The organism is Paenibacillus xylanexedens, assembly GCF_001908275.1.
GTDB lineage: Bacteria > Bacillota > Bacilli > Paenibacillales > Paenibacillaceae > Paenibacillus > Paenibacillus xylanexedens_A.
Map to the genome: position 1 here is coordinate 6,008,153 of NZ_CP018620.1, position 15,154 is coordinate 6,023,306.

4 protein-coding genes are annotated in these 15,154 nt (G+C 38.3%); all 4 read right to left on the reverse strand.

Features of this window, described 5'->3' with window-relative positions; all coding sequences use genetic code 11:
• Window positions 1-14 precede the first annotated feature (14 nt).
• The gene (locus BS614_RS26185) at window positions 15-1,031 is read right to left on the reverse strand and encodes an LLM class flavin-dependent oxidoreductase (protein ID WP_074096095.1); all 1,017 of its coding nucleotides are present in this window, start codon (window positions 1,029-1,031) and stop codon (window positions 15-17) included.
• A gap of 59 nt (window positions 1,032-1,090) precedes the next feature.
• Window positions 1,091-2,899, reverse strand: a complete 1,809-nt coding sequence (gene asnB, locus BS614_RS26190) for an asparagine synthase (glutamine-hydrolyzing) (protein WP_244898203.1) — start codon at window positions 2,897-2,899, stop codon at window positions 1,091-1,093.
• Window positions 2,900-2,995: 96 nt separating this feature from the next.
• Complete coding sequence (locus tag BS614_RS26195) at window positions 2,996-8,188, reverse strand: aminotransferase class III-fold pyridoxal phosphate-dependent enzyme (RefSeq protein ID WP_074096097.1); 5,193 nt, start codon at window positions 8,186-8,188, stop codon at window positions 2,996-2,998.
• Between the two features lie 30 nt (window positions 8,189-8,218).
• A complete protein-coding gene (locus BS614_RS26200; RefSeq protein WP_074096098.1) occupies window positions 8,219-15,115 on the reverse strand; it encodes a non-ribosomal peptide synthetase in 6,897 nt (2,298 codons plus the stop codon).
• Between the last annotated feature and the right edge of the window lie 39 nt (window positions 15,116-15,154).

Consider the following 15,154-nt stretch of genomic DNA (forward strand, 5'->3'; position numbering starts at 1 on the left):
CAAGCAAGCCGTACTCATTTGAAATGAGGAAGTATGTGAGTTCCAATCCTTTCAACCTCATTATCATTTAACATAGAAGTCAACAGTATGTATTCAGCTCCAGCTTCACTAAATCTGTTAAGAGCTTGAATAACTTCCACATAACTTCCGACAATGGATACAGAGACAGAAGGGTTAATTTGACTTAACCCCGCCCACAAAAACTCGTCAATGACGTAATTGTTTGATGAATCAAGATTTCTATAACGTTGTAGACCCACAGAATCAGCAGTACTGGTATAATATTTTGTTAACATTTTATAGGCTTTAGGGGTCTCATGAAGAAGCTTATTAGCAGCCTCCCATGCTTCTTCCGTTGTGTCGCGGGCAATAACATCTACCAAAACACCTTTTTTAACTTGTCGATTATATTGGAAAGAAGTCTTTGTAACATGATCAAACTGATCTTTTATCGTTGAATAATCGCAAGCATACATAAGATAATAATCCGCATATTTAGCTGCGACGTTAATTGCGTTAGCTGAACTGCCACCTACAAACAAACGCGCCTTCTGATCCGTACTTTCCTTGGGATAAATATCAGCGTTTGCTATCCCAAAAAACTCCCCGTCGTAAGAAGTGAGTCCATCTCTCAATAAACTCATTATATGTGTAAATTCCCCAGTTCTTCTGTATCTAGCTTCATGACTTTCTGGTCTACTATCTCTTGCCAGTGCTATAGAAGAACTTCCAGTAACAATATTGATGTCGATCCGATTATTCAATAGTACATTTAATGTATTTAAAGCCTTTGCTGTGTAGGTTGGTAGCATATGATTTGTATTTTGCGCCACTAATAAACGAATTCTCGAGGTCTCAAAGCCTAAAAATGTTCCCATAATCCAAGGATCAAATGTATTAGGTACACTTGCGACTAACACTGAATCAAACCCATGGTGCTCAGCCGCCTTCGTCTGTTTGAGCAGAGTGTCCATTAATCCCTTATAATCACCACTATTTGATGTGACTGGCAGAGCCCAACAGAACTCCATTTGTTCCGACCTTCTTTCTATTTAATCGTTTTATTCTTAAATACTATAAATTTTTTTAGTTATAAATCAGGTAACTTAAACTGTTCAATTAGCATTCCGAATGTAATGACGGGCATAAGTAAATCCTCTTCGTATGGAACTTTCAACCTAAAGGAATCCGAGGAATACCTTTTTTTCAATGATTCAATTTGATCAGGATCAAAATATCCTTGCCGTTTAATTGTATCGTATGACAAAATTGACTCAATATGTTCTGACTTATAGCGCAGTATTTCTGGACTACCTGGTGCAGCAAAGGGGGTTTTAGGTCTTTTAATGATTTCCTTAGGAACTAAAGATTCCGCAAGCATCTTCAATGTATACTTTCCATCCATCCCTTTAAGTTTCATATTAGTAGGCATGAGTCTGACATATTCGATTAAATCTTTGTCCAAAAAAGGATAACGCGCTTCAACAGAGTTAGCAAATGTAACCCGATCACCGTGATCTGACAACAAATGGTCGGGTAGTCTCGTTTTAAAATCAACATAGGATCTTTGGTGCAAAGGATCTATATTTTGTATACGCTTTGAGTTGATAATTGGATAATCAATAAAATTGAAACTTTCAAATTTTTCGTTCATACGACTTGAGTATAGTTGGCGTCGCTTAACTTCGTCTTGAGCATAATATTTTTCGTAAAAAAAATGCTTGTTACCCCACATTTTTTGTCTGTAAATATTTTCTTTTTCATCATTCTGATACACATTTCCGGATTTATTTCTTATCTTATCGAATTTATAGCTCATATAACCTGCAAACAACTCATCAGCACCCTCACCTGTTAAGATAACCTTGGTCTGATTCTTCCTTGCTGCATTCGACAATAACAATGAGGCTGTGTCATAGGTTTCTTTCAATATACACTCGGCATGATAAACAGCACTGGAAAGACCATCTACTATCCGCGAGACATCACACAACTCAACCACATGTTCTAATTTTAGATGATCTATCATAATACGCTGAAACCTAGATTCGGAATAATCTTCAGCTGCAAAATCTACAGAGAATGCTGTCCGGGGACTTGAGGAGATTTCTATTACTTTGGAACATATAATAGAGGAATCCAAGCCCCCACTCAGATACATTCCTACAGTCACATCGGATTGCAACCGCATAGAAACAGCTTTAGTCAATAATTCATCGACCTTCTCTATATACTCTGCTTCCGTGCGAAATGGGAGAGCTTCATCAAGTTTCGGATATATAAGATCCCAGTACTCATAAATTTGGGGTGAAGCCCCTTCACAGATAGTCATATAATGACCACTTGGAAGACTACTAATATTTTTAAATATTGTTCTAGGGCTCACAATACTAGGCAAAGCTAATATTTGATCTAAACTTACAAGATCAACTTCTCTACCGACAGAAGGGTGTTCTAAAATGGCTTTGATCTCGGAACCGAAAATAAACATGCCATCAACGAACGTATAATAAAACGGTGCAATCCCAACTTGATCGCGAGCGCAAAACATTCTTTTTTCTTTCAAATCATACAGGGCGAAGGCAAATTGTCCATTTAATTTATTTAAAAACGAAGTTCCATGTTCTTCGTATAAATGTATGATGACCTCTACGTCTGTATTAGTACGAAAGATGTGACCTTTTGATTGTGACGCTAATCTTAATTCTTTATAGTTAAAAATCTCTCCATTGCAAACCATCACAATGGTTCGATCTTCATTCCAAATCGGTTGCATCCCGCCTTCTAAATCTATGATACTAAGGCGGCTAAAACCTAGCCCAACACAATTATCAGCATAAACTTCTGTCCCATCAGGACCTCTATGCTTTAGTTTGTCTATCATGTTAGAAACTATCAAGTACTCTGCCCTGCTCTGAAATTGAACATCATATACTCCACATATCCCACACAATGGTATTGGTCACCTCTTCATTAATATGGATCTCTACATGTCTCAATCCGACATAAATTCCTCTAACTGTTTGTCTAAATTATCATCACTACTTCCAGCTTTAGATAACCTAACATCAGGGTTTTCAGCTAAGTACTCAAATAGCTGAACCATATTTCTTCCAAATTGCTCCATTGTATCACCATGAAATAAAGCCTTTGCATAAATTAGAGACAACTGAATCTCGTCAGATACTTCCAACGCCTCTACATGAAAATCAAGAACGGATGGCACTTGCATTAAAGGATAACCAGTTACAGTTAGCTCATCGGATATCCATTGGGTAGAAGGGTAATTATCCATCACAAACATCGTATTGAAAATATTCGTTGCTTTTTTCTTAAGCTTTTCTACAAGTTTATGGTAGGGATAACTTTGATGGGCGTATGCTTCTACTGTATTACTCTTCACCTGTTCCAAAAACTGGTTAAAAGTATTCGTTGATACAAACTGATTGCGCAGAACCAGAAAGTTTAAAAACATGCCCATAACCTTATCAGTCTTGGGATGTAAACGCCCCATAACAGAGGTACCAACTAAAAGGTCTTCCTGCGCCGTACTTTTTGAGAGTACAACGTTATACATCGCGAGTAAAACGATAAACAGTGTGGTATGGGAAGTACGGGCTAGTTCTTTGATTTTTTTGGTGACCGTACTATTCAAGATAAACACCAACTTTTCTCCATCGCAGAGAGATAATTCACTACGCTTGTAATCTGTAGGGAAATGAAGCTCAGGAGGATCTTCTCCTAATTGAGCAAGCCAGTATTGTTCATGTTCATTCATCTCAGGAGATAACATGTGTTGACTGTTCCAACGCACAAAATCTTTGTATTGCCACTCTACAGGCTCTAATTGCCTACCCTGGTATAACTCCATAAACTCTTTCTGAAAAATTACGACAGACAATCCGTCTGAGATGAGATGATGAAAATCTATCATAAACAAGCTACGATTATGCTCTAATTCAGTAATACCAATTCTAAATAACGGTGCTTTAGATAAATTAAAAGGACGATAGAATGTCTCTACTGCTTCTTGTTCCGTAAGATTCGAGAAAACCTCTAATTCAAACTCAATCTTCTCTTGCACGATTTGAACAGGTCTTCCCTCAACTAGTTGGAACGATGTTCGCAGCACGTCATGCCGCTCAATTAGACTAACGACTACTTCATTAATCCTGCTATAGTCAAGAGGCCCTTCTATGAGTAAACAACCTGGAACTTTGTATTTGATTCCTTTTCCATTCCGAGTTTCCTCAAGATACATAATTGATTGTCCAGAAGTTAATTCATAAACGTTTTTTTCTCCTGTCTCTACCATGATGTTCGGATTGAGATACTCAGAACTCCGTTTTACTGTTTTAATGATAGTTGCTATATCTTCATCGGAATGCGCGGTAGACAAGAAGCAATTACGTCCCTCCCATATATATATCCCTTCATGAATCAATTGGTAGTAAAAGAACTCTAAGTCTTCGCTCGATTGAAATCTAAACAGTGACCCAAAAGATACCACGTGAATAGGGATTTGGTGCGTTTCAAAATATTGATTAATCTCCCTAATCAGATTTTCTGTTCTTCGATTCAATTGTTCTTGTAGCGCCGGCCCTTCACCTGCTAAATATTTCAGTGTTGCAAGCGAACTGGCCATTGCAAGAGGATGATGACAAAAAGTTCCGGCAACAAAAGTTCGTTTACTTTCATTCTGAGGAAATGAATCGTCTCCATACGCCCAATAACCTCCGTCGATTCCATCCATGATTGGTGCTTTTCCACTCACAACACCAACTGGCATGCCTCCTCCAATAACCTTGCCATACGTTACAAGGTCGGCCTGCACATCAAACCAAGCTTGAGCCCCGCCGGGATGAATCCTAAAACCTGTGATTACTTCATCAAAAATAAGAACTATTCCCTTTTCTCGCGTAATGTTTCTTAAGTTTTGTAAAAATGAGTTTGGTTGTACATCGGGCCTCCTACTTTGAACAGGCTCTACCAAAACAGCCGCTATCTGATCAGCATATTGATCAATAAGATCCAAAGACTGCGGATCATCGTAATTCAAGACGAGCAGATCTTCCATCATACTTGCTGGGATTCCTGGTGCAATCGGAACCGCACGATGAACCTCATTTCCACTCATCCGTTGCCTCCCCAATAAACCGTCAAACGTCCCATGAAAAGATCCAGCAAATATTGCAATTTTTGAACGGTTCGTATATGCCCTAGCCAGCCGGAGTGCTACCATATTGGCATCCGTTCCTGAATTAAAGAAAGCAACCCTCTCCACCCCGGTGAGCTCACATATCAGTGAAGCTACTTCGCCACTTAGTCTGGACATCGGACCAAGAGCAATGCCATGTCCTAATTCCTCTTGAATCGCGTGCATAATAAATGGAGGATTATGACCAAACAAGTTGACGCCAAACCCCATGGAAAGATCAATGTATTCCTTCCCATCTATATCCCATATTTTGGAACCTTTCGAATTTTGAACAACGATAGGATACAACATTTCTTTATAATTCGGCCTAAACCCAGCTACGTTCCTATTATTTGCAAATTGAGCACGGTAACGCTGAGCCATTTGTTTAGAATGACTAGTTTGAGCTGTATATTCTTCACTGAACTTCTGTAACTGCTCATTATAAGTAGAAAGTTTTCTATTTGGAAAATTGATATCGTTTTTTTGAAAAGGCACGTAGGGTTTATTTAATGGCTGCATAGACTGAGCGTTGCTGATGCTCATTTGACTTCCAGACAATTTCTCCCCTTCCAAATTCCCTAGAACCTTTAATTGCTCAGCCATAATCTGCAGTTGGGTTTGTATGATATTCTCAAGAGAAGATCTATTTCCAGACAAGCTGTCTAACAAATGGCCACCTTCTATTGTTATACTACTTTTTTTAGCAGAGTTAGTTGGAAGATTAATCTCCTTTCTATATCTGTCCTCTGCATGAACCTCCAAATATTCAATCAGCTTGTATGGATATGATAATTCGCTAAAAAGAAGGCTTAATTGCAAATCAAGATTAAACTCATCTTTAACCCCATTCATTAAGTGGACAAGTAAAATGGAGTCCATGCCCATCTCAAAAAAGTCGGTAAACACATCAATTTGATCCGGTTGTTTTCCAAGGATCTGTGATAGAACTTTTAGAAATCGCTCTTCTGTAAAATTATTCTTCTTAATATTTGATGATGGGCTGTTAGCTAACATGCTGCACTCCACCTTTGAGATACTTGTTAAGTTAGCTGTCTCGTCAGATAATTCAAGCCAGTAATTCGATTGGTCAAACGAATATGCAGGCAGCGGAATCCATCTTTCGTTTTTGTTAAACAGGATATTCCAGTCAGCGTCTGCCCCACTTAGATAAAGCGATATTGCCTCATTAGCCAGACTCTCGTCACGGGCGCCAGATTGAATGAACTCATTCAATTTCAGTACCAATTGTTGGCTTAACTTCTGCTGTTCAACTAGCGTGATTTCTCCATTTGATCGGCAATCTTTATCCTCAGGCACTACTTTGAAATAACCTACGTTTGTTAAATTTGGATTTAGCCGGTCTTTATCACCAAATGCATGTAGTTTCGAGTACAATTCCTCAGAATTTCTCACTGCAAATGCCATTCGATACGGGTAATGCTCTTTTCTAACAGATGCGCTATAAGCTAGGTCTGCGATTCTGAATTCTCGATAACTTTTATTATGTTGATAATTTTTTAGTGTTTGCGTTAAAGATGAAAATGTTTTAGCTGAAATCATGAAAATGTAATATTCACTTGCAGCATTTTGGGGCGCAGTTTCTGGTTCGAGCCATTCTTCCAACACAACATGACAGTTCGTTCCACTCATTCCAAAGGAACTGACACCACACCTTCTCAAGTCCTCACCTACGACCTCCCAGTCCTGCAAATAATTATTCACATAAATTGGAGACTGGGCAAAATCTATATTTGTATTTGGATAATGAAAATGCAAAGACTCAGGAATTTTCTTATGCTGCATAGCTAACACCGATTTAACAAGCCCTGCGATACCTGCAGCATTGCCTAAATGACCAACATTTGACTTTACAGAACCGATAGCACAAAATTGTTTTTTATCGGTGAATCTACTAAAAGCTCGCGATAGTCCATCTAGCTCAATTGGATCCCCCAGCTTGGTTCCAGATCCGTGCGCTTCAATATATGAAATTGTCGACGGATCGATTCGGGCATCATTCCAAGCATCAATTAGAACCTCCTCTTGGGCGACCGGATTAGGTGCTGTGATTCCCATGGACTTCCCATCTTGATTGATTGCCGAACCTTTAATAACCGCATAAATATGATCTCTGTCTTTCAGCGCTTGTTTCAGTGGTTTTAACAACACTGATCCAACTCCCTCGCCGCTTCCAGAACCATCAGAGTCACGATCAAAGCTTCTCGTCCTACCGTTTGAAGATAGAATTCCAATATCAACATTTTGCAAGCGGGGAAGGACTAAGCGGACATCTATTCCACCTGCAATCGCCATATTACTTTCCCCCGAGCGGATGCTTTTGCATGCCAAATGAACTGCGACTAGAGATGAGCTACATGCCGTATCAACTACCATGCTAGGGCCTTTCAAGTCCAATAAGTAAGAAATTCGACTGGCCATAATAGACCTCAAATTGCCTTGTATCGAGCGCTCATACAGGTCTGGTGCAGCATGCATGATCAATGTTTTGTATTCTTCTCTAAAGTCACTGCCATAGCCTAAAAACACACCCGTTCGAGTGCCCTTAATTTCTTTTGAATATCCCGCATCCTCAATCGTGTGCCACGCATTCTGTAAGAACAGTCGTTGTTGTGGATCCATTAATTTTGACTCTGAAGGCAAAATATTAAAGAATTCATTATCAAATGAACTAATATTCTCTAAAAAGCCAGCTTCTTGTGCTAATGCCTCCTTGCTAACTGAGAGATTCAGTGTTTGATGTAAGCTCGTCATCTCTTTGTGACGATTAAGCGGTAACTCTCTAATCATATCTTTACCTTCGTGCAAAAATCCCCAAAATTGTTCTTTGTTTAAACTTTCTCCAAACATGCAACTCATTCCTACGATTGCGATATCTCTGTTAGAAATAGACGCCTGTTCCTGCACCTTTATACTTGAACTACTTAACGAATGTAGCTCCAAGCCTTTAATTGCTGAATTAAACTCCATTCTAATCGGACTCCTTTCCTTTATATTGAATTAATTATTTTTTGGTATAACCGCATTTTCCAATAGCCTTACATACATAAGCATGAGTTCTTTCATACTCTCACGGTTCAAGAAATTCTTGTCAAAATGACAATGTAAAGCGACCCTATCTTCCGTAAACTCCCAATAACAGATGAAATCAAATATCCTTAACAGCATATGGATAGGAACCGACTCAAAGGTAAGAAGAGGGGTAGCCCCTTCATGTTGAAATCTATTAAATGATTTATTCAGGTCACGCCATAAAATGTTTATAGCAGGTGGAGAATTTAATAATACATGAGAATACTGGAACAACTCTTCAATACTCATTATTTTAGATAAATCATATTTTCTCCCAGAAAAACGCCCCTGTGTTTCAACTAGGTATAACCAAATAACACTCGTGGTTTGCAACTGGGAAAGCAAGTAAGAAAAAACCCCTGTAAAAATGACATTTTCATCGTATCCCACTGTTTTGCGAGCGTTAACAAGTTCGGTTACCATTTCCGAAGTTAGCTGAATAAAAAACGAATCATATTCTGATTTCCCTACAATATCGCGAACAAAATAATGCTCAGGCATCCTTACACTAACCAACTCAATTTTTTGCTCTGTATCCCCCTGTTTATCAATAAACATTGAAATGTTTCTAATGGTCCTGTGAGTAAACAAATCCGCTACTGTTAGTTTAGCTGGATATTGTTGCTCAATCCTCTCTTTCATTTGGACAATCCTTAATGAATTGCCGCCAAGATCAAAGAAGCTATCGTCTATTCCGATATTCGAGGAATACGGGAGAAGCTCTTGCCAGGTTCTCACCAGGAACAATTCCGTATCTGTTACTGGTTGTTCATACTTTTGAGATAAGCTATCTCGAGTGAATACTGGTTGAGGTAACATATTTCGATTTAATTTACCACTATCCATGAGGGGTAGACGCTCCATGATCGTTATTGAAAGAGGAACCATGTAAGCTGGCAACCTCTCTCTTAAATAATTCGTAAGCTCTACTGTAGAGAATTCTTCAGTTGATTCTACGTATGCAGCAAGATATGGATCGACTCCCTCTTCCTCACGAAGTGTAACAACTGCTTTTTTCACAATCTTGTATTGTTGAATGCAACTCTCAATTTCCTCCAACTCGATTCGATAACCTCTTAGCTTCACTTGAGTGTCCATTCTACCCAAATATTCAATATGTCCAGAAGCAGTCCATCTAGCTAAATCACCTGTTCTATACCACCTCCCTTTTCCATAGGGATTTTGGCTGAATTTTAGATCATCCAACTCAGGTCTCTTGATATATCCTCTTGCTACCCCCGCTCCACCTAGTATTAATTCTCCGGGTACCCCAATTGGTTGGATTCGGTTGTTGGAATCAACAATATAAGCATAAATACTAGGAAACGGACGTCCAATCGGAATTTTATTAGTATTGAAATTTGCATAGCCCTTCAGTGAATAGTAAGTTGCATAGATAGTTGACTCAGTAGGACCATACACATTTTCTAAACAAACATCAGGGAATACTTGAGCAAAGACTTGCACGATATCAGATGTTAACGGTTCTCCTGCGGAGAACACATATTTCAAATTGTGTTGATTCAACTTGTTTGAGTTATTTTTTATCGATTCAACGAAAACTTTTAGCATTGAAGGTACAAAGTTTAAATGGGTAACCCGATGCTTTTCAATCATTTGATAAATGTAGTAGGGATCCTTTTCCCCATCCTCTTCCAGGATAACTAACCTACCTGAATCTCCTGAAAACCATCCGAACAATTCCATCACTGACACATCGAACGTGTATGTTGTCTTTAATAAATATGCGTCTTGAGCAGTAAGAGGATATAGATGATTCATTTCCTGCAGTATGTTCATTACATTTTGATGCTCTACTTGCACCCCTTTGGGAACACCAGTGGAACCGGATGTATAGATCACATAAGCCAATTCCGTAGGATCCATTTTTATATTTAGATTGTGCGACAAATCTTCCTGATACGATTGTTCATAATTGGATACATTAATTACTTGGCACAAACTATTGATAGTATCCACATAGTTTTCTTGAGTAATTATGAGTGTCAAACCACTATCCTTGACAATAAATTGAAGTCTGTCTTGTGGACAATCCGGTTGAATCGGTAAGTAAGCACAGCCCGATTTTAGTACAGCCATAATGGATATCCACATCAAAGGACTACGGTCTAGAATGATGCCCACGGTCTCTCCCTTATTGACACCCTGATCTATAAAATGCCAAGCAAGTCGATTCGCGTAATGATTCAACTCTTTATAAGAATACGAAATATCATTGTAGGAAATCGCTATCGCGTCCGGTGTTTTTGCCGCTTTGCTTTCAAATTTTTCATGTATGCATACATTAGATATATCAGGAATGGCTGGACTCAAAAAATTTAATACAACCTCACGTTGTTCTGCTGGCACAAAGTCCAGCTCTTTTAAACTCACCTCATACTGATCGAGCATATTCCCTAACAGTTCGCGATAACACTCTGTGAAGCGAATAATAGAATCCCGATTGAATAAATTAGTTCGGTATTCTAATAAGAAAGTTAGTCCCTTTTCCTGCTCAAGTACTTCCATTGCCAATTCAAACTTTGCAATTTTACTATAATAAGGTTCTTTTTTGAGAGTTAATTCCTTAAGTGTTACAACCTCATAGTCGCTGTTTTGCATAACAAATAACGTATCGAAAAGCGGATGTCGATTCCTATCAAACTGCAAATGGAGTTTGTCTATTAGCAGTTCCAATGGATATTGCTGATGTTCTAAAGCTGAAAAAATGCTTGTCTGAACCTCTCGGATATAATCAATTACTTTAACCTTGTTGGAAAGATGGGAACGTACAGGCAAAGTGTTTACAAACATCCCTATCGTACTATCGAATTCAGTTGCTACCCTACCTGATACTGGCATACCAACTACGATATCCGACTGATCGGTATATTTATGCAGCAAAATTTTAAAAGCGCTTAGCAACAATGCATACAAGGTTACACGATGAGATTGTGAAAACCCGCTTAACCTCTTCTTATATAAATCGTCTATCGTAAAACTATAAGTTTCACCTTCATAATGTGGGCTTAGCGGTCTCTGCTCATCCGTGTACAAATTTAAAACTGGAACTGACTTCTCAAATAATTTCAACCAGTATGATTCATCTTGTTGGAATTGATCGGATGACCAATATTCCTGCTGCTTTTGGTTGAAGAAACTAAAAGGAGTAGGAACGCTAGGCAGCCCCTTCCCCTGCAAAAGATCAATGAACTCCTTCATCAAAATGGAAATCGAAGTTCCATCTGCAATAATATGATGAATTTCCAACATCAATCCATACTTATGATTACTAAAATTCAATAGCTTTGCTCTTAGAAGTCCCGGTACTTGTAAATCATAACTACTCTGAAAGGCATGAAATAGTGACTCGAAATCACTTTCTTCTGCGTGCTCAGAATGTAATTTAAAAGGAACTTCATTGTGATATGTGGCATACACTTCACCATTTTCTATTTCAAACGAGGCTCTTAATGAATCATGTCGATTAATTAGGACTTTAATTGCATCTTCAATCAATTGATGATGAACAATTCCTTCTATAGAATAAGCAACTGATAAGTTATATGCCGTTTGAAATTCCTCCATCTGATGTATAACGAACAATCTTTTTTGCGCAGGTGTTACAGAACGACTACGAACCTCTGGCCTTACTTGCAGAACCTGTTCTTCTACATCCTGAATCTTCTTTTGTTCCTGCAAGCGATAAATTTGGGTAGAGAGTTGAGAAATAGTTGGAAAGTTGAAAATATCCTGGATCGGCACATGAATATGGAGTTCATTACGTAGTCGATTAGATAAAGCAGCTGCCTTTAACGAATGTCCGCCTAATCTCATAAAATCATCGTGAATGCCTAAATATTCGCAATTTAAAATTTCTTTCCATAAATTTATTAGATTAACTTGAAGTACCGTCTCAGGTAAATCTATCTCATCAGACGTTGGCTTCGTCCATATTGTTTTAGGCAACCTACTTCTATCCACTTTCCCATTAAAATTAAGAGGTAGCTCATCCATCACAACTATTTTCTCGGGAATCATGTAGCCAGGCAAATAGTCCAACAACTGCTCGCGAATTGCCTCTTCAGTTTCTGCCCCCATAAGGTTCAGAGTAACGTAGGCACATAAGTATGTGTCACCGTCAATATTGATTTGATCCATAACGATTCCTTGCCGAATAGCTGAAATACGATTCAGCACTTTTTCTACTTCCATCAACTCAATACGATGACCACGGATTTTAACTTGCGAGTCTCTACGTCCTAAAAACTCAATAGTGCCATCCACGTTGAGTCTGCCAAGATCTCCTGTTTTATACATACGTTTTCCTGGTTTAAAAGGACTGGTTACATAAGCCAGATTCGTTAAATCATCTCTATTGGCATAGCCTCTAGCTAAACCGGAACCTGTAATATAAATTTCTCCGATCATTCCAACTGGCTGTAAGGACCATTTATAGTCTGGGTGAAATACCATATAGGTCATATTATGAATCGGAGGCCCAATACAAACATCCCGCTCAGTAACATCCATGACAGATGACCAGACGGTTGTTTCAGTAGGTCCATAAATATTATAAATGCGTGCCATGGTGTTTGTTCGCAGAGTGTTTAATAGAGCTTGTGGGAAACTTTCCCCACCAATCAGAATCAGTTTAACGTACTCAAGCGCTTTGGTTGATATACTACTTTCTAAGAATGAAATCATTCTTGAAGGGGTGGATTGAATAACCTCAATTTCGTACTTTACAATTAATTCATTGACTAATTGTGGATCCGCACATTGTTCCTCCGTAGCCATAATTACAGTCATTCCCTGGGATAAAGGCAATAGCGTTTCTGTAATAAATGGATCAAAAGAAACATTAGTGATAGAAATAATCTTAAAATAATTATGGAATTGTACTTGTTCGCAAAATCCGGAAATAAAATTAGTTAAACTGTGATGTTCAATCAGAATGCCCTTTGGCCTACCTGTTGAACCCGATGTAAAGAAAACATAAGCCAGTTGATTAGGATGAAAAGGCAAATCCAAATTCAAACTAGACTCCTTAATAAGTTCAGGTTCGAGAAATGGAGTTACTCTTCTCCCTGAAAAAGAAATCTCCTCAAAGTTGGAGAGTGAGGATATTAAAAACTTGGCACCGCTCTCATTTAACATAACCTCGATTCTTTTAACCGCTAACCTTGTATCTAATGTGAGAAAAGCCGCATTAGCTTTAATGACAGCGAGAATGTAAATCATAAGTTCTGAGGAACGCTCCATATGAATGGCGATAATATCTTCTTTCCCTACCCCTTGTTGTCTAAGTAACGATGCCACTTTATTGGCTTTTGCATTTAACTGTGAGTAAGTTAAGCTAGACTCCTCACATACAAAAGCAATCTTATCTGGATATTTCGCGGCACAATTCTCTATCCATTTATGAACCCCATCTTGCAACATCTCAGGGATGAATTTTTCAGCCAATTGTACATTAGTATCAGCTTCGGTATAATTCATCAGTGGAAGGTTGGCGACCTCATTGCGCGGTTGATAAATAACTTCTTCCAGTATGCAATTAAAATATTTGCTGATCAGCTCTATTGTATCATCGCAAAGCACAGAATTATCGTATAGAAATCTTATCTTCCATTGGTCAAAGGTGAGAATCTCTACCATTATTTTCACATTGGTAGTTTCATGCATGTTGTATGAGACGACTTGCAACTCTTCTGTCTGCTGGACTTCTTCCATGAATAATGGGTAGTTTTCTATAACAATAATTGATTCAAACAAAGGTTCCCCTTTGTCCGCATTTAACCATTTAGTCAATTCGTATAGAGGAGTGTTGGAGAAGGGCTCCCTTTCTTTCAACTGTTCTCCAACAGATTGAATAGTGCTATAAAACGGCATGCTACCTTCCGTTTTTATTCTCAACGGAAGTGTATTGATAAGCAAACCAGCGATTTCCTCAACTTCATTTAGTGCGATATGACGACCTGATATCGTCGTACCAAAGATAACATCCTTTGTTCCAGCAAATCTTTGTAGCAATAGGCCCCAGACAGAATAAAAAACTGCTGCAGGTGTAACATGATATTTCGTTGTTATCTTCTTTAATTGCTGGATAACGTGATCGGGGATGATCATTTCTAATTGAGATTTTCCCTTCCCCTTAGCTCCCTCATTTAAGTTAGGGAATGCCGCAGTACTGACATAATCATGTAAATAATTTTGCCAGTATTTTTTTTGCACTTCTTTTCCTATTAAATTATCATTAGTTATATGTCGAATGTAACTACTAAACTGGGCCTTTATCACCGGTTGTGACAGTTGATTTTTATAGGCTTGAAGTAACTCATTAATAACAATGCCCGTACTCCAACCGTCTAAAATTATATGATGGAATGTAAAAATGACTTCAAAGACCGACTCATTTAATCGGTATACAGTCATGCGATGACATGACTTTGTTATATCAATAGGAGTTTGAAGGTCCCTTCGCCGAATTTGCTCCAACTCAGATTGTTGATCAATTATGTGTTCTGACATAAGACTAATTTCTTGTATTAAAATCTTGTTTTCTTTTAGTACGATTTGTATTGGACTTTTTAACTGCTCCCATCGGAACACAGTACGTAAAGCTTCATTATTTTGAATCACATAATTCCATGCCACTTGAAAACGATTCAATTCGAGTTCGCCCTCAAAAGTAATTGATAGCTGTTCGATATAAAGATCCTCTTTATTTGTTAATTGCATTTCGTAAAGAATACCGGCTTGCAATGGGGTAAGAGGTATAATATTGGTTACATTACTCGGATCCAGTTTACCTTCTATCACATTGTGTCATCTCCTCATGACTAATAAAAACAATAATAT